The sequence below is a fragment of the Streptomyces sp. NPDC047028 genome, from assembly GCF_040644095.1.
GTDB lineage: Bacteria > Actinomycetota > Actinomycetes > Streptomycetales > Streptomycetaceae > Streptomyces.
Window position 1 is genome coordinate 87,529 of the sequence record NZ_JBEYVS010000033.1, and the last position, 16,383, is coordinate 103,911.

The window sequence follows — 16,383 nt, forward strand, 5'->3', positions numbered from 1 at the left end:
ATCTGCTCGGAGGTGGGATGCGAGCCTCCACATCTATCAGACGCGCGGAGCCCCCACCGCCAGTCCCGCCGTACCCGCACCTTTACGGGCAACTCCGTGCACAGCTCCGCCATACCGGGAGGAGGGAGCGGCGCCGTACGCGAAGAGGCGGCGAAAAACTTCCCCGAACCCGCGTAATGCCCGCGCCCCCGCCGCCTCTCCCTCGTGCGGGGCCGCGTCCGGGCGGCCCCCGGGAGAGAGGAAACGCAGGTCATGGAGCACACCGTGGTGGAGCGCGAGCTGGAGCTGAACCTCGTCCTGTCGCCGGAGCGGAGCGTCCCGGTCCCGGCGCGGCTGAGCTACCGCACCGACGACCCGTACGCCGTGCACGTCACCTTCCACATCAACTCCGAGCATCCCGTCAACTGGACGTTCGCGAGGGAACTCCTGGTGGAGGGGGTGTTCCGGCCGTGCGGGCAGGGGGACGTGCGGGTGTGGCCGACGAAGGCCGACGGGCGCAGCGTGGTGCTGATGGCGCTGAGTTCACCCGACGGCGACGCCCTGCTGGAGGCGCCCTCCGCGCAGGTTTCGGCCTGGCTGGAGCGGACGCTGCGGGTGGTGGCGCCGGGGACGGAGGCGGCGCGGCTGGGCATCGACGACGCGCTCGACCAGTTGCTGGCCCAGTGAGCGCATCGGTGGTGAACCGGTGCGGCTCGTCAGAACAGTTTGCCCGGGTTGAGGATGCCGAGCGGGTCGAAGACCTGCTTCACCGCGCGCTGCATCTCCAGGCCGACCGGGCCGATCTCGCGGGCCAGCCACTCCTTCTTCAGTACGCCCACCCCGTGTTCGCCGGTGATGGTCCCGCCGAGTTCCAGGCCGAGGGCCATGATCTCGTCGAAGGACTCGCGGGCCCGCCGGGTCTCGTCGGGGTCGCGGGCGTCGAAGCAGACGGTGGGGTGGGTGTTGCCGTCGCCCGCGTGCGCACAGACGCCGATCGTCAGGTCGTACTTGGCGGCGATCCGCTCGATCCCGTCGAGCATCGCGCCGAGCCGGGAGCGCGGCACGCACACGTCGTCGATCATCGTCGTGCCCGCGACCGCCTCCAGCGCCGTCAGCGCGAGCCGCCGGGCCTGGAGCAGCAGTTCGGACTCGGCGGCATCGTCGGCGGGCACCACCTGGGTGGCGCCGGCGGCCTCGCAGAGCGCGCCGACGGCGGCGAGGTCGGCGGCGGGGTCCGGGGTGTCGAAGGCGGCCAGCAGCAGCGCCTCGGTGGTCTCGGGCAGACCCATGTGGGCGAGCGCGTTGACCGCCTTGACGGTCGTACGGTCCATCAGTTCGAGGAGGGACGGGACGTGCCCGCCCTCCATGATCCGGCAGATCGCGTCGCACGCGGCGGTCGCGGAGCCGAACTCGGCGGCGAGCACGAGCTGCTGGGGCGGCTTGGGCCGCAGCGCGAGCACGGCCCGTACGACGATGCCGAGGGAGCCCTCAGAACCGACGAACAGCCGGGTGAGGTCGTAGCCCGCGACGCCCTTCGCGGTGCGGCGGCCGGTGGACATCAGGCGGCCGTCGGCGAGGACGACGTCCAGGCCGAGGACGTACTCGGCGGTCACGCCGTACTTGACGCAGCACAGACCGCCGGAGGCGGTGCCGATGTTCCCGCCGATCGTGCAGGTCTCCCAGCTGGACGGGTCGGGCGGGTAGTACAGGCCGTGTTCCCCGACGGCGCGGGAGAGCGTGGCGTTGACGACGCCGGGTTCGACGACGGCGATCCGGTCGACGGGGCTGATCTCCAGGATGCGGTTCATCCGCGTGAGGGACAGCGCGATGCAGCCGTCGACGGCGTTGGCCCCGCCGGACAGGCCGGTGCGGGCGCCCTGCGGGACGACGGGCACGCCCAGTTCCGTGGCGGTGCGCATGACGTGCTGGACCTGTTCCACTGTGCGCGGCAGCACGACGACGGCCGGGGCGCCCGCCGGGCAGAAGCTCGCCATGTCGTTGGCGTAGGAGGCGGTGACGTCGGGGTCGGTCAGCACTGCCTCGGGCGGCAGCCCGGCCAGGAGCCGGCCGGTGAGGCTCCCCGGCTCACCGGTCTGAGCGGTGCGCTGCGCTTCGGTACGGCTCATGATCACACCTTCGCACTCGCCGCCATCCGTGTGAACCCGTCCGCACCGCCCTTGGGCCACCCGGACGCGGTCGCCGGGTTGACGCACAGTGAGCGGCATGGAGATCCGACCGTACGACGACCGTCCCGATACGGGCGACGTGGGCGCGCCGGGCGCGGTCCCGCCGTCGGGTGCCGTGCGGCCGTCGGTGCGGCTTCGGGGGCTGCGGCTTTCGCGGCGGGCGCTGGTGGGCCTGGTGGCGGGCGGGCTGTTGGCCGGCGGGGCGCTGGTGCTGCTGCCGGGGGTGTCGGGGCACGAGGCCGTGGCGCCCGCGCCGGGGCCCCGCGCGCGGGCGCTCGCGCTGACGGCGGTCACGTCCGGGCGACCGGCCGCGCTGCCGGATCTGGCGGTGCTCATCGGGCGGCAGGAGAGCCTGGTGCGGGCGCGGCCGCGGGACGCGCGCGCGTGGGCGGTGCTGGGGTCCGCGTATGTGGCGCGCGGCCGGCGGGAGGCGGACGCCGCGGACTTCCCGCGGGCGGAGCGGGCACTGCGGACGTCGCTGAAGGTGAAGGCCGAGGGGAACGCCGAGGCGCTCGGCGCGCTGGCCTCGCTGGCGAACGCGCGCCGGGACTTCCCGGCGGCGAAACGGTACGGCGAGCAGGCGCGGAAGCTGACGCCGAAGGAGTGGTCCGCGTATCCGCCGCTGATCGACGCCTACACGGGGCTCGGTGACTACAAGCGGGCCGGCTCCACCCTGGAGAAGCTGCTGGAACTGCACACCGGTCCCGCCGCGCGGCCGGCAGTGATGGCGCGGGCGTCGCAGGTGTACCGGGACCGGGGCTGGCGCGAGGACGCCGAGGCCCAGCTCGCCGACGCGGCGGCCGCCGCCGGTACGCCCGCCGAACGGGCCGCGTACCTGGCGGACGCGGGCCGGCTGGCCTGGGAGCGCGGGGACCGCGAGGATGCGCTGCGGCACTACCGGGCGGCCGTACGCCTCGATCCCGACCGGCGCGAGGCGCTCGCGGGGCAGGGCCGGGCGCTGGCCGCGCTGGGCCGGAACGGGGAGGCGCTGGACGCGTACGCGGCGGCCGTGGCGACGCGGCCGCGCCCGGAGGACCTGCTGGACCTGGGCGAGCTGTACGAGTCGCTGGGCAGGGGCGGGCAGGCCGGGGAGCAGTACGCGCTGCTGCGAAAGCGGCTGCGGCAGGCGGAGTCCGGCGGGGTCGACGAGGACCTCCTGACCGGGCGGTTCGAGGCGGACCACGGGGACGCCACGGACGCGGTGGCGCGGCTGCGGGCGGAGTGGGCGCGCCAGCCCGGCATCGCGGTGGCCGACGCGCTGGGCTGGGCGCTGCACCGCACGGGCGCCGACGAGGAGGCGCTGACGTACGCGGCGGTCGCGACGGACGCGGCGAAGGGCGGCGGGGTGCGCAGTGCCCCGTACGCGTTCCACCGGGGGATGATCGAGCAGGGGCTGGGGCTGGCCGCTCCCGCCCGCCGGCACCTTGAGGAGGCGCTGCGGATCAACCCGTGGTTCTCGCCCCTGGACGCGCCGGAGGCCCAGCGGGCGCTTGCCGCACTGGGCCCCGTGCCGGACGAACCGCTGCCGTCCGAGGAATGACTACAGGTTGCCGCGCTTCTCCTGCTCGCGCTCGATCGCCTCGAACAGGGCCTTGAAGTTGCCCTTGCCGAAGCCCATGGAGCCGTGCCGCTCGATCATCTCGAAGAAGACGGTCGGCTTGTCCTGGACCGGCTTGGTGAAGATCTGCAGCAGGTAGCCGTCCTCGTCGCGGTCGACGAGGATCTTCAGCTCGCGCAGCGTCTCGACGGGCACGCGGGTCTCGCCGGCCCACTCGCCGAGGGTGTCGTAGTAGGAGTCCGGGGTGTCGAGGAACTCGACGCCGGCCGCGCGCATCGTGCGGACCGTCTGCACGATGTCGTTGGTGTTCAGCGCGATGTGCTGGCAGCCCGGGCCGTTGTAGAACTCCAGGTACTCGTCGATCTGGGACTTCTTCTTGGCGATCGCCGGCTCGTTGAGCGGGAACTTCACCTTGAGGGTGCCGTCCGCGACGACCTTCGACATCAGCGCCGAGTACTCGGTGGCGATGTCGTCGCCCACGAACTCCTTCATGTTCGTGAAGCCCATGACGTTGTTGTAGAACGACACCCACTCGTTCATCTTGCCGAGTTCGACGTTGCCGACGCAGTGGTCGATGGCCTGGAAGGTGCGCTGGGCGGGCGGCTCGACGATGGGCCGGGCGGCCACGAAGCCGGGCAGGTAGGGGCCGTCGTAGCCGGAGCGGTCGACGAGGGTGTGGCGGGTCTCGCCGTAGGTGGCGATGGCGGCGAGGACGACGGTGCCGTGCTCGTCCTTGACCTCGTACGGCTCGGCGACACTCTTCGCACCGTGCTCGACGGCGTACGCGTGCGCGGCGCGGGCGTCCGGGACCTCGATGGCCAGGTCGACGACGCCGTCGCCGTGCTCGGCCACATGCTCGGCGAGGAAGGTGCCCCAGGTGGTAGAGGGCTTGATCACCGAGGTGAACACGAACCGCGCCGAGCCGTTCTCCAGCACGTAGCTGGCGGTCTCGCGGCTGCCGTTCTCCGGTCCGGAGTAGGCGACGAGCCGCATGCCGAAGGCCGTCGAGTAGTAGTGCGCGGCCTGCTTGGCGTTGCCCACGGCGAAGACGACGGCGTCCATTCCCTTGACCGGGAAGGGGTCGGCCTGCCGCGCGGTGTCGGGAGTGTGGTCTGTGGTCTGCGTCATAGCGGAAGGGTGACCCGACTCTGCAAGGTGCGCAATAGTTCGCGTAATCGCTGGGCATTTTGTTCAGCGGTACGGCCGGACTCTCGGCCTTTCTGTACAGGATGACCACCCCTGGAGGCGCTGTGGCGATCGATCATCTGGACGGCCGGATCCTGGTGCTGCTGGCACGGGAGCCGCGTATCGGGGTGCTGGAGATGTCCCGCAGGCTGGGGGTGGCGCGGGGCACGGCACAGGCCCGCCTCGACCGGCTTCAGTCGAATGGCGTCATCCGCGGATTCGGCCCCCAGGTGGACCCGGCGGCCCTCGGCTACCCGGTCACCGCGTTCGCCACGCTGCAGATCCGGCAGGGCCAAGGAGCCGATGTGCGGGCGCACTTGGCGACGGTTCCCGAGGTGCTGGAGCTGCTGACCACGACCGGCACCGGAGACATGCTGTGCCGGCTGGTGGCCCGCTCGAACGCCGATCTCCAGCGGGTGATCGACCGGGTTGTCGGTTTTGATGGGATCGTCCGGGCCTCCACGGCGATCGTCATGGAGAACCCCGTCCCGCTGCGGATCATCCCGCTGGTGGAACAGGCGGCCGTCGGCGAGTGCGCCCTGGAGGTGAACTCGCCCGTCGGCAGGGACAGCGAAGGAGCCTGACCGCGGGCCCGCGGACGACCGGAGGGACCCGAACCGGAGCGGGGGTGAGCGCGTGTGAACTTCTGGGACTATCTGACCGCCCGTCACCAGCAGCTGCTCGCGGACGCCTACCAGCACGCCAGCGTGGTGTTCCAGTGCATGGTCGTGGCGACCGTCCTCGGCGTGCTGATCGGGATCGTCACCTACCGCAGCACCTGGGCGGGCAACCTCGCCACCACCGCCACCTCCACCATCCTGACCATCCCCTCCCTGGCCATGATCGGTCTGCTCATCCCGGTCGTGGGGCTGGGTGTGCCGCCGACCGTCGTCTCGCTGACCCTGTACGGGCTGCTGCCCATCGTGCGGAACTCCATCGTGGGCCTGCGCGGGGTCGACCCGACGCTGGTGGACGCGGCCCGCGGGATCGGCATGTCCCGGTTCGCCTGCCTGATGCGGGTCGAGCTGCCGCTGGCCTGGCCGCCGATCCTGACCGGCATCCGGGTCTCCACGCAGATGCTGATGGGCATCGCGGCCATCGCGGCCTACGCGTCAGGGCCCGGTCTCGGCAACGAGATCTTCCGCGGGATCGGCTCGCTGGGCAGCAAGAACGCGCTGAACCAGGTGCTCGCGGGCACGCTGGGGATCATCATCCTCGCCCTTCTGTTCGACGCCGCGTACGTGCTGATCGGGCGGCTGACCATTCCGAGGGGGATCCGTGTCTGAGTCGTCGTCCCAGTCCTCGTCCCAGTCCCAGTCCCAGTCCTCGTCCCAGTCCGCGTCCGAGGCAACGGCCGAGTCGTCTTCCGTGGCGGGGGCGACCATCGAGCTGGAGAACCTCACCAAGCTGTACCCGGGGAACCCGCAGCCGGCCGTGGAGAACGTCACCATGGAGATCGGGGCGGGCGAGACGGTGATCTTCGTGGGCCCGTCGGGCTGCGGGAAGTCCACCACCCTGAAGATGATCAACCGGCTGATCGAGCCGACCGGCGGCCGCATCCGCATCGGCGGCGAGGACGTCACCGACATCGACGCGGTGAAGCTGCGCCGCAAGGTCGGCTACGCCATCCAGTCCTCGGGCCTGTTCCCGCACATGACCGTCGCCCAGAACATCGCGCTGGTGCCGAAGATGATCGGCTGGTCCAGGCCGCGGATCAGATCGCGGGTCGAGGAGATGCTGGACCTCGTCGGGCTCGACCCGGGCGAGTTCCACGGCCGTTATCCGCGCCAGCTCTCCGGCGGCCAGCAGCAGCGCGTCGGCGTGGCCCGCGCGCTCGCCGCCGACCCCCCGGTGCTGCTCATGGACGAGCCGTTCGGCGCGGTCGACCCGATCACCCGCGACCACCTCCAGGACGAGCTGATCCGGCTCCAGCACGAACTGCACAAGACGATCGTCTTCGTCACCCACGACTTCGACGAGGCGATCAAGCTGGGTGACCGGATCGCCGTACTGCGCGAGCGCTCGCACATCGCCCAGTTCGACACCCCGGAGGCGATCCTCACCAACCCGGCGGACGACTTCGTCTCCGGCTTCGTCGGCGCGGGCGCGGCGCTGAAGCGGCTGAACCTCACCCGGGTGCGGGACGTGGAGATGCGGGACTACCCGACGGTGACCGTGGACACCCCGTTGCAGCAGATCTTCGGGTTCCTGCGAAGCAGCGGCACCAACGAGATCCTGCTGCTGGACCGGCGCCGCCGCCCCTACAAGTGGCTCCGGCGCGGCGACCTGATGCGGGCGCGGGGCTCGCTGGCCCGCGCGGGCACGCTGGTGCACGACACGGTGACCCGGGACGCGACCCTGCGGGACGCGCTGGAGGCGGTGCTCACGGACAACGCGGGCCGGGTCGCGGTGACCGGGCGGCGCGGGGAGTACCTCGGCGTCGTCGACATGGAGACCCTCATGAACTCGGTGCACGAACTGCTGGAGGAGGACCGGCTGGAGGCGATGGAGCACCAGCACGACCTGGAAGAGGCCCGCTCCCAGCAGACCCACCTGGAGCAGGAGGGTGTGGGGGGCGGGGGCGGGGCTCCCGGCGGGACGGGGAAGGCATGAGCACGTCCCCGCGGCGGCGCCCCGAGGGCGAGCACGAGGTCAGGGGGCGCGCGTTCGGCGACGAGCGCGAGGGGACCGCGTTCCGCGACGAGGACGGTGGGCTCGCACTCCCGGACGAGGCCGGACAGGAGGCCCCTCCCCCGCGGCAGCGGCCGCCGGCCCGGCGGCTGACCTGGCAGCAGCTGACGGTCCGGCCCGCGTTCCTCGTCGCGATCCTGCTGGCCACCTGGCTGTGGTTCCAGCAGGCGCACCTGGACACGATCTCGGAGAACGCCCTGTCGGACGGCAAGGTCTCCAAGGCGCTGTGGCAACACGTGCAGCTGACGGTGATCTCGACGTTCTTCGTGCTGATCATCGCGATCCCGCTGGGCATCGTGCTCACCCGCCGGTCGTTCCGCAAGGCCACCCCGGTCGCCGTGGCGTTCGCCAACATGGGCCAGGCGACCCCGGCGATCGGCCTGCTCGCCCTGCTGGTGATCTGGCTGGGCACGGGCACGAAGGCGCCGCTGATCGGCATCATCATCTACGCCGTGCTGCCCGTGCTGTCCAACACCATCGCCGGGCTGAAGGCCAACGACCCCACGCTGCTGGAGGCGGCCCGCGGCATCGGCATGTCCCCGTTCGGCGTGCTCACCCGCATCGAACTCCCCCTCGCCGTACCGCTGATCCTCGCGGGCGTGCGGACGGCCCTGGTGCTCAACGTGGGTACGGCGACGCTGGCGACCTTCGGCGGGGGCGGCGGCCTGGGGACGCTGATCACCACGGGCATCACCACGCAGCGCATGCCGGTCCTGGTGCTGGGCTCGGTCCTCACCGTGGCGCTGGCCCTCCTGGTGGACTGGCTGGCCGCCCTCACGGAGGTCCTGCTCCGGCCGCGCGGTCTGGAGGTGGGCGCATGAGGTGCACGGGGCACATGGGGCGCCGCACGACCCTGCCCGCCGCCGCGCTGCTGCTGATCGCCCTCTCCCTCTCGGCGGGCTGCGGCCTGACCAGCGGTTCGCCGATGGTGGACGACGTGGAGCCCGGCTCGATCGGCGCCGGGAAGCCGCTGAAGGGGGCGCACCTCACGGTCACCTCCAAGGAGTTCACCGAGCAGCTGATCCTCGGCGCGATCATGGGGATCGCCTTCGAGGCGGCCGGCGCGGACGTGCTGGACCGGACCGGCATCCAGGGGTCCATCGGATCGCGGGAGGCGGTCAAGAGCGGCGACGCGGACGCCCTCTACGAGTACACCGGCACGGGCTGGATCACCTACCTCGGCAAGAGCAAGCCCATCCCGGACCCCGAGAAGCAGTGGCAGGCGGTCCGGGACGCCGACCTGAAGAACGGGCTGACCTGGCTGCCGCCCTCGCGCCTGAACAACACCTACGCGCTGGCCATGAACCAGGACAACTTCAAGAAGTACGGCACCCGGACGCTGTCCCAGGTGGCGGCGCTGGCGAAGAAGGACCCCGGCGCGGTGACCCTGTGCGTGGAGGGCGAGTTCGCCAACCGGGCCGACGGGCTGCCCGGCATGGAGAAGGCGTACGGGATGCACATCCCGACGCGGAACATCACCCAGATGGACACCGGGATCATCTACACCCAGGTGGCGAAGGGGAGTTGCACGTACGGGGAGGTCTTCACCACCGACGGCCGAATCAAGTCCATGCACCTGGTGGTGATGGCCGACGACAAGCACTTCTTCCCCAACTACAACGCGGCGCCCGTGATCAACACCAAGGTCCTGAAGAAGTGGCCGGCCATCGCCCGCGTCATCGACCCCGTCACCAAGAAGCTGGACAACACGGTGGCCCAGACCCTGAACGCCAAGGTGGACGTCGACGGCGAGGACCCGCACCAGGTGGCACTGGACTGGATGAAGCAGGAGGGGTTCGTGAAGTAGGGCCCTCAGCAGCTGGGTACCGAGCCCCTGCCCGTCTCAAGGGCCTTCAGGGCGGTGACCGTGCCCTTCAGGGTGCTGACCGGAACCAGGCGCAGGCCCTTCGGCAGCTCGGACTGTGCGTCGGAGCACTCGTCCTTCGGGACCAGGAAGACGGTCGCGCCGTCCCGGCGGGCGGCCTGCGTCTTCAGGGCCACCCCGCCGACCGCGCCGACCGCGCCGTGGCCGTCGATCGTCCCCGTACCGGCGATGGTGCGGCCGCCCGTCAGGTCGCCGCCGCTGCCGTCGCCGTCCAGCTTGTCGATGATGCCGAGGGTGAACAGCAGGCCCGCGCTGGGGCCGCCCACGTCGGCGAGCCGCAGCTTGACCTTGACGTCGTCGCCGCTCAGGTGCAGGTAGTTCAGCGCGGCCTGCGTCGCCGCGTCCTGGGACTGCCGCATCTGCTGGGTGTTGTGCTTCTCGATCTCCTTGACGGTGTCGCCGCTCGGGTAGACCGAGTCGTGCGGCATGACGGCCCGGTCGGTCCGGAACCAGTTGCCCAGCACGTCGCCGAGGTGGACGGGGGTGTCCGGGCCGGTCGCCTCGATGGTCACCATCCGCAGCTGGCCCTTGGTCGCGCGGACCGGCGCCCCCGAGATGGTGATCACCTGGGTGCCCTTGTTCTTCCCCAGCACATCGGCGGTCAGCCCCGGCTGCGCCACGGTGAACGGCAGCGGCGCGAACGCGGCGGTCGCCAGCAGGGCCACGACGGGCAGGACACAGACGAGGAGGGCCTGGGGACGCGTGAGACGTGAGAGCACGGCATCAATCTAACGTGACCGCTCCGCTGGGTTTCACGGACCGGGGACCGTCTGCCGGGCGCGGGCCCGTACGCCGGGTGCGCCCCGAGCCACCGTCTGCCGGGCGCGGGCCGTTCGCCGGGTGCGGCACGGGACAGCGCCTGCCGCGTGCGGGCCGTTCGCCGGGTGCGGGTACGCCGTGGCTTGTCGCGCCCGCGCGGCGGAGCCGCATATCGCCGGTGAGCGAAACGGCGCCCCGGGTCAGCGGAGGGCTTCGGCTACCTCTCGGGCCGCGTCCATGACACGGGGGCCGACCCTCTCCGGGACGGAGTCCGCGAGCATGACGACGCCGACGCTGCCCTCGACCCCGGTCACCCCGATCAGCGCCGCCGCGGCCCCACTCGCCCCCGCCTCCAGCTCACCGTGCGTCAGCGTGTACCCCGGCTCGGCCAGAGGCGCCTGCCGGGCAGCGAGGATGGCCCGGCCCGCCGCACCCCGGTCCAGGGGATGCCGGAACCCGGCACGGTAGGCCACGTGGTAGTCGGTCCAGGTCGGCTCGACCACGGCGACGGCCAGCGCCTCCGTCCCGTCCACCAGCGTCAGGTGCGCCGTCGCCCCGATGTCCTCCGCGAGCGAGCGCAGCGCCGGCAGCGCGGCCTCCCGTACCAGCGGATGCACCTGCCGGCCCAGCCGCAGCACCCCGAGGCCCACGCGGGCCCGGCCACCGAGATCACGCCGTACGAGGGCGTGCTGCTCCAGCGTGGCGAGCAGCCGGTACACCACGGTCCGGTTCACGCCCAGTTTGTTGGAAAGCTCGGTGACGGTCAGCCCGTGGTCCGTGTCGGCCAGCAGTTTGAGGACGCGCAGTCCCCGGTCGAGCGTCTGAGAGGTCTCCGCGGTCACGACGCCCACTCCTTCAGTGGTGAGGTCGGCAGCCAACGGAGCGGGAGGTGCGTCGTCGAGTCCCGTCGGCGACGCGCTTCAGAGGCCGCCGATCGGCAGGACGGCCCGGCGGCTCCGGGCCGTGTCGCTTCACGGCTGCGCTCCGCGGCGGCGCTGCCACGGGGCGTTGCGTAGCGGGACAGTAGCGAAGGGAGTTCGCTGAGCGGAAGCCTTCGTCCAGAATCCGGGCACAACAAGATCCGCCCTGGCAGCATTCGTCCTGATACGCGCCGAGCGGCCGCGCAGCACAGCACGGGGTCCGGGGCGGAGCCCCGAGACGGCCACTGCTGGACCACCCGAGTCGGGCGGGCGGGTGGGCGAGAAGACGGCAAACCAGCGGAGCGTCACCGCATCCGCGTCGCCCACTCTCCCATCTTCTCGATCCGCTGCCGCAACTGCCCCGCCGTGGCCTCCGCGCTCGGCGGCCCTCCGCACACCCGCCGCAGCTCGGTGTGGATCACCCCGTGCGGCTTGCCGCTCTGGTGGACGTAGGCGCTGACCATCGTGTTCAGCTGCTTGCGCAGTTCCATCATCTCCTTGTGGGAGACGACGGGCCGCCGTTCGGCGGGCAGTTCCAGCAGGTCGGCCTCGGAGTCAGGCTTCTTGCGGCTGTGCGCGATCTGCCGGGCCTGCCGCTTCTGCAGCAGCATCTGCACCTGGTCCGGTTCCAGGAGTCCCGGGATGCCCAGGTAGTCCTGTTCCTCCTCGCTGCCCGGGTGCGCCTGCATGCCGAACTCGGCACCGTCGTAGAGGACCCGGTCGAAGACGGCCTCGGACTCCAGCGCCTCGAAGGAGAACTGCTCCTGCTCGCCGGTGTCCTCGTCCTGCTGCTTGTTCGCCTCGTCCATCTCCTTCTCTGACTCGGCGTACGGGTCCTCCTCCCCCTCCTTCCTCGGCTTGTCGAGGGCGTGGTCGCGTTCCTTCTCCATCTCATTGGCGAAGGTCAGCAGGTCGGGCACGGTCGGCAGGAACACGGACGCGGTCTCGCCGCGCCGCCGGGACCGTACGAAACGCCCGACGGCCTGGGCGAAGAAGAGGGGGGTGGAGATGGTGGTGGCGTACACGCCGACCGCGAGCCGGGGCACGTCGACGCCCTCGGACACCATCCGCACCGCGACCATCCACCGGTCGTCGCCCTGGCTGAACTCGTCGATCCGCTTCGAGGCGCCGGCGTCGTCGGAGAGCACGACGGTGGCCTTGCTGCCGGTGATCTCGCGGATCAGCTTGGCGTAGGCGCGGGCCGAGTCCTGGTCGGAGGCGATGACGAGGGCGCCGGCGTCCGGGATGCCCTTCCTGACCTCGGTCAGCCGCTGGTCGGCGGCGCGCAGCACGCTGGGCATCCATTCGCCGCGCGGGTCGAGGGCCGTACGCCAGGCCTGGCTGATCGCGTCCTTCGTCATCGGCTCGCCGAGCCGGGCGGCGATCTCGTCGCCGGCCTTGGTGCGCCAGCGCATGTTGCCGCTGTAGGAGAGGAAGATGACCGGCCGGACGACGTGGTCGGCGAGGGCGTTGCCGTAGCCGTAGGTGTAGTCGGCGGCCGAGCGCCGGATCCCGTCGTTGCCCTCCTCGTACGTCACGAAGGGGATGGGGTTGGTGTCCGAGCGGAACGGCGTGCCGGTGAGGGCGAGCCGGCGGGTGGCGGGCTCGAACGCCTCCAGGCAGGCCTCGCCCCAGGACTTGGAGTCACCGGCGTGGTGGATCTCGTCGAGGATCACGAGGGTCTTGCGCTGCTCGACGCGGTTGCGGTGCAGCATGGGCCGGACGCCGACGCCCGCGTAGGTCACGGCGACGCCGTGGTAGTCCTTGCCGAGCGGGCCCGCGCTGTACTCGGGGTCGAGCTTGATGCCTATCCGCGCCGCGGCCTCGGCCCACTGCTTCTTCAGGTGCTCGGTCGGTGCGACCACGGTCACCTGCTGCACGACGTGGTGATGCAGCAGCCAGGACGCGAGGGTCAGCGCGAACGTCGTCTTCCCGGCGCCGGGCGTCGCGACGGCGAGGAAGTCACGCGGCTGCTCCTGGACGTACCTCTCCATCGCCCCCTGCTGCCAGGCACGCAGCTTGTTGGCGGTACCCCAGGGGGCGCGGCCGGGGAAGGCGGGCGAGAGGTGGTGGGAGGTGGCGGCGGCGGTGGTAGTCACGGTCTCCGTGGGGGGGTCGGGCGGCTACGTCGGACAACCGGGCCACCCTACCGGCGCACCCCCGACGTCAACGCGCACCCGAGCCCGGGTCACCCGCGGGTGGGACCCACATCACAGGAAAGCGCATGCGGTACGGCACCGGCGGCGGGCGGCCGCACGGGACGGCCGCCCGCCGGTCTCACACCGGCGGCGTACCGCCCTGGGCCGACCGGGGCACGGTCGTGCGCGTTGTCTGGTGGTGCCACCGGGACCGGCCTAGCGTGGGTTGGAGGTATCTGTTCCGCGAACCGGTCCGGTGACGTGTCGACGCCTCTCCGGTGACGGACCGCTGTTCCTCGACGAGGAGGGCAAGCGCACACATGAGCACCCCACAGACCGGCGCCGTCACACCGGCCGCCGAACAGCCCATCGCCGACCCCGGCCCGCTCGGCCTGGCCGGATTCGCCGCGACCACGTTCGTACTGAGCGCCTTCAACGCGGACCTCATCGACGCCACGCTCAGCGGCGTCGTCCTGCCGCTCGCCCTGTTCTACGGCGGGCTGGCCCAACTGCTCGCGGGCATGTGGGAGTTCCGCAAGGGCAACACCTTCGGCGCGACCGCGTTCTGCTCGTACGCCTCGTTCTGGCTGTCGTACGCCGCCTACGTGAAGTTCGTGCACCTGCCGCTCGCCACCGCGCACCAGGCGACCGGGCTGTACCTGCTGGTCTGGGCGATCTTCACCGTCTACATGACGGTCGCAGCGATGCGCACCAGCGGCGCGCTCGTCGTCGTGCTGGGCCTGCTGTCGGCCACCTACATCGTGCTGACCATCGCCGAGTTCTCGTCCTCCACGACCACCGCGAAGATCGGCGGCTGGCTGGGCCTGATCACCGCGGTCGCCGCCTGGTACGCGTCCTTCGCCGGCGTCGTCAACGCCACCTGGAAGCGGCAGGTCGTCCCGGTGATGCCGCTGTCCGGGCGGGAAAGGGTACGGCCATGACCTCGTCGGACGGCACAGCGGACACGGGCGGCACGGCGGGCGCGAACGGCACCGACGCCACCCTGGCCAACCTGCTCCACGAGGAGCGCCGTTTCCCGCCCCCGGGCGACCTGGCCGCCACCGCCAACGTCCCGGAGTCCGCGTACGCCGAGGCGGACGCGGACCCGGACGCCTTCTGGGCCGCCGCGGCCGACCGGCTCGACTGGGCCGAGCCGTGGACCGCCGTCCGCGACTGGAGCAAGGCGCCCTTCGCCCGCTGGTTCACCGACGGGCGGCTCAACGTGGCGTACAACTGCCTGGACCGGCACGTCGCCGCCGGGCACGGCGACCGCGTGGCCTTCCACTGGGAGGGCGAGCCGGGCGACACCCGCACACTCACCTATACCCAGCTGACCGAGGAGGTGTGCCGGGCCGCGAACGCCCTGCTCTCCCTCGGCGTGGGGACCGGTGACCGGGTCGCCCTCTACATGCCGATGATCCCCGAGACGGTGATCGCGATGCTGGCCTGCGCCCGCATCGGCGCCCCGCACACCGTGGTCTTCGGCGGATTCTCCGCGGACGCGCTGCGCGGCCGCATCCAGGACTGCGACGCCCGCGTGGTCATCACCGCGGACGGCGGCTACCGCAGGGGCAACCCCTCCGCGCTGAAGCCCGCGGTGGACGAGGCGGTCCGCGACTGCCCGGACGTCCGCTCCGTGCTCGTCGTCCGCCGCACCGGTCAGGACGTCGACTGGCAGGACGGCCGCGACGTCTGGTGGCACGACCTGGTCGACGCGCAGCCGGCCGAGCACACCTGCGAGGCGTTCGACAGCGAGCACCCGCTGTACATCATGTACACCTCGGGTACGACGGCCCGGCCCAAGGGCATCCTGCACACCTCGGGCGGCTACCTCGCCCAGGTCGCCTGGTCGCACTGGGCGGTGTTCGACCTCAAGCCCGAGACCGACGTGTTCTGGACGGCCGCCGACATCGGCTGGGTCACCGGCCACTCCTACATCGTCTACGGCCCCCTCGCGAACGGGGCGACCTCGGTGCTCTACGAGGGCACCCCGGACACCCCGCACCAGGGCCGCTGGTGGGAGCTGGTGGAGAAGTACGGCGTCACCATCCTGTACTGCGCGCCCACCGCGATCCGCACCTTCATGAAGTGGGGCAGCGACATCCCGGAGGGGTTCGACCTCACCTCGCTGCGGCTGATCGGCTCGGTGGGCGAGCCCATCAACCCGGAGGCGTGGATCTGGTACCGGAGGGTGATCGGCGGCGACCGCTGCCCGGTGGTGGACACCTGGTGGCAGACGGAGACCGGCGCCCAGATGATCAGCCCGCTGCCCGGGGTGAGCGTCCTCAAGCCGGGATCGGCGCTGCGCCCGCTGCCCGGCATCAAGGCCGAGGTCGTGGACGACAAGGGCGTCCCGGTGCCCAACGGCTCCGGCGGCTACCTGGTGCTCACCGAGCCGTGGCCGGCGATGCTGCGCACCATCTGGGGCGACGAGCAGCGGTACATCGACACCTACTGGTCGCGCTTCCCCGGCTGGTACTTCGCCGGTGACGGGGCCAAGAAGGACGAGGACGGCGACATCTGGCTGCTGGGCCGGGTGGACGACGTCATGAACGTCTCCGGGCACCGGATCTCCACCACGGAGGTGGAGTCGGCTCTCGTGTCCCACCCGGGGGTGGCCGAGGCGGCCGTGGTCGGCGCCGAGGACGCGGTCACCGGGCAGGGCATCGTGGCCTTCGTGATCCTGCGCTCCGACGCCGCCGCCACGGGCGACGGCGCCGCGCTCGCCAAGGAACTGCGCGACCACGTGGCCCGGGAGATCGGGCCGATCGCGCGGCCGCGGCAGATCCTGGTCGTCGCGGAACTGCCCAAGACCCGCTCCGGGAAGATCATGCGCCGTCTGCTGCGGGACGTGGCCGACCGGCGTGCCCTGGGCGATGTCACCACCCTGACCGACTCCTCGGTGATGGACGCCATCCGCGGCGGCCTGAGCGGTCAGGCGGCCGAGGAGTAGCGGGCAGCGGCGAAGAGAAGCAGCGAGGCGGGCGTTCGTCGCCAAGGGCACCGGCACCATGGCAATCACCGCCGGAGCGCTCAGCGCCGACGAAGCCGCCTTCGGCCACTGCCTTACCACCCGCTTCGT

At 71.6% G+C, this 16,383-nt stretch carries 14 protein-coding genes; 9 read left to right on the forward strand and 5 right to left on the reverse strand.

Going from position 1 to position 16,383, the window contains the following annotated elements; genetic code table 11:
• Positions 1 to 252 precede the first annotated feature (252 nt).
• On the forward strand, positions 253 to 666 hold the full coding sequence (locus tag ABZ854_RS26790; protein WP_129308902.1) for an SsgA family sporulation/cell division regulator: 414 nt from the start codon (positions 253 to 255) through the stop codon (positions 664 to 666).
• Between the two features lie 29 nt (positions 667 to 695).
• Here the strand turns inward: ABZ854_RS26790 and ABZ854_RS26795 are convergent, their stop codons facing one another.
• Positions 696 to 2,105, reverse strand: a complete 1,410-nt coding sequence (locus tag ABZ854_RS26795; protein WP_361215235.1) for an FAD-linked oxidase C-terminal domain-containing protein — start codon at positions 2,103 to 2,105, stop codon at positions 696 to 698.
• A 97-nt stretch (positions 2,106 to 2,202) separates the two neighbouring features.
• Here ABZ854_RS26795 and ABZ854_RS26800 point away from each other — a divergent pair, with 97 nt between their 5' ends.
• Positions 2,203 to 3,705, forward strand: a complete 1,503-nt coding sequence (locus ABZ854_RS26800) for a tetratricopeptide repeat protein (RefSeq protein WP_361215237.1) — start codon at positions 2,203 to 2,205, stop codon at positions 3,703 to 3,705.
• On the opposite strand, the gene hppD is transcribed toward ABZ854_RS26800, so the two are convergent.
• Complete coding sequence (gene hppD, locus ABZ854_RS26805) at positions 3,706 to 4,851, reverse strand: 4-hydroxyphenylpyruvate dioxygenase (protein ID WP_361215239.1); 1,146 nt, start codon at positions 4,849 to 4,851, stop codon at positions 3,706 to 3,708.
• A 122-nt stretch (positions 4,852 to 4,973) separates the two neighbouring features.
• Between hppD and ABZ854_RS26810 the strand changes: the two genes are divergently transcribed.
• The 5 genes from ABZ854_RS26810 (at position 4,974) to ABZ854_RS26830 (ending at position 9,406) form a co-directional block, all read left to right on the forward strand.
• Complete coding sequence (locus ABZ854_RS26810) at positions 4,974 to 5,492, forward strand: Lrp/AsnC family transcriptional regulator (protein WP_361215241.1); 519 nt, start codon at positions 4,974 to 4,976, stop codon at positions 5,490 to 5,492.
• 54 nt (positions 5,493 to 5,546) lie between these two features.
• On the forward strand, positions 5,547 to 6,194 hold the full coding sequence (locus ABZ854_RS26815; protein WP_361215243.1) for an ABC transporter permease: 648 nt from the start codon (positions 5,547 to 5,549) through the stop codon (positions 6,192 to 6,194).
• An 82-nt stretch (positions 6,195 to 6,276) separates the two neighbouring features.
• Positions 6,277 to 7,521 (forward strand): betaine/proline/choline family ABC transporter ATP-binding protein, encoded by a 1,245-nt coding sequence (locus ABZ854_RS26820; RefSeq protein WP_361215263.1) that lies wholly within the window; start codon positions 6,277 to 6,279, stop codon positions 7,519 to 7,521.
• Entirely contained in the window at positions 7,518 to 8,420 is a 903-nt protein-coding gene (locus tag ABZ854_RS26825) for an ABC transporter permease (protein ID WP_361215245.1), read from the forward strand. Before ABZ854_RS26820 ends, ABZ854_RS26825 begins: the two co-directional genes overlap by 4 nt.
• A 14-nt stretch (positions 8,421 to 8,434) precedes the next feature.
• Entirely contained in the window at positions 8,435 to 9,406 is a 972-nt protein-coding gene (locus tag ABZ854_RS26830; RefSeq protein WP_361215247.1) for a glycine betaine ABC transporter substrate-binding protein, read from the forward strand.
• A 5-nt stretch (positions 9,407 to 9,411) separates the two neighbouring features.
• Here the strand turns inward: ABZ854_RS26830 and ABZ854_RS26835 are convergent, their stop codons facing one another.
• From ABZ854_RS26835 to ABZ854_RS26845, 3 genes are all read right to left on the reverse strand, one after another.
• Complete coding sequence (locus ABZ854_RS26835; RefSeq protein ID WP_361215249.1) at positions 9,412 to 10,203, reverse strand: S16 family serine protease; 792 nt, start codon at positions 10,201 to 10,203, stop codon at positions 9,412 to 9,414.
• Between the two features lie 240 nt (positions 10,204 to 10,443).
• Entirely contained in the window at positions 10,444 to 11,085 is a 642-nt protein-coding gene (locus ABZ854_RS26840) for a helix-turn-helix domain-containing protein (protein ID WP_361215251.1), read from the reverse strand.
• A 383-nt stretch (positions 11,086 to 11,468) separates the two neighbouring features.
• Positions 11,469 to 13,262 (reverse strand): DEAD/DEAH box helicase, encoded by a 1,794-nt coding sequence (locus ABZ854_RS26845; RefSeq protein ID WP_361215253.1) that lies wholly within the window; start codon positions 13,260 to 13,262, stop codon positions 11,469 to 11,471.
• Between the two features lie 359 nt (positions 13,263 to 13,621).
• Here ABZ854_RS26845 and ABZ854_RS26850 point away from each other — a divergent pair, with 359 nt between their 5' ends.
• Together ABZ854_RS26850 and acs are read left to right on the forward strand one after the other, a co-directional pair.
• Positions 13,622 to 14,242 carry an acetate uptake transporter gene (locus ABZ854_RS26850; RefSeq protein WP_361215255.1) on the forward strand — a complete coding sequence of 207 codons (621 nt, stop codon included), beginning with the start codon at positions 13,622 to 13,624 and terminating at the stop codon, positions 14,240 to 14,242.
• The gene (gene acs / locus ABZ854_RS26855; RefSeq protein WP_361215257.1) at positions 14,239 to 16,254 is read left to right on the forward strand and encodes an acetate--CoA ligase; all 2,016 of its coding nucleotides are present in this window, start codon (positions 14,239 to 14,241) and stop codon (positions 16,252 to 16,254) included. Before ABZ854_RS26850 ends, acs begins: the two co-directional genes overlap by 4 nt.
• Positions 16,255 to 16,383: the final 129 nt, after the last annotated feature.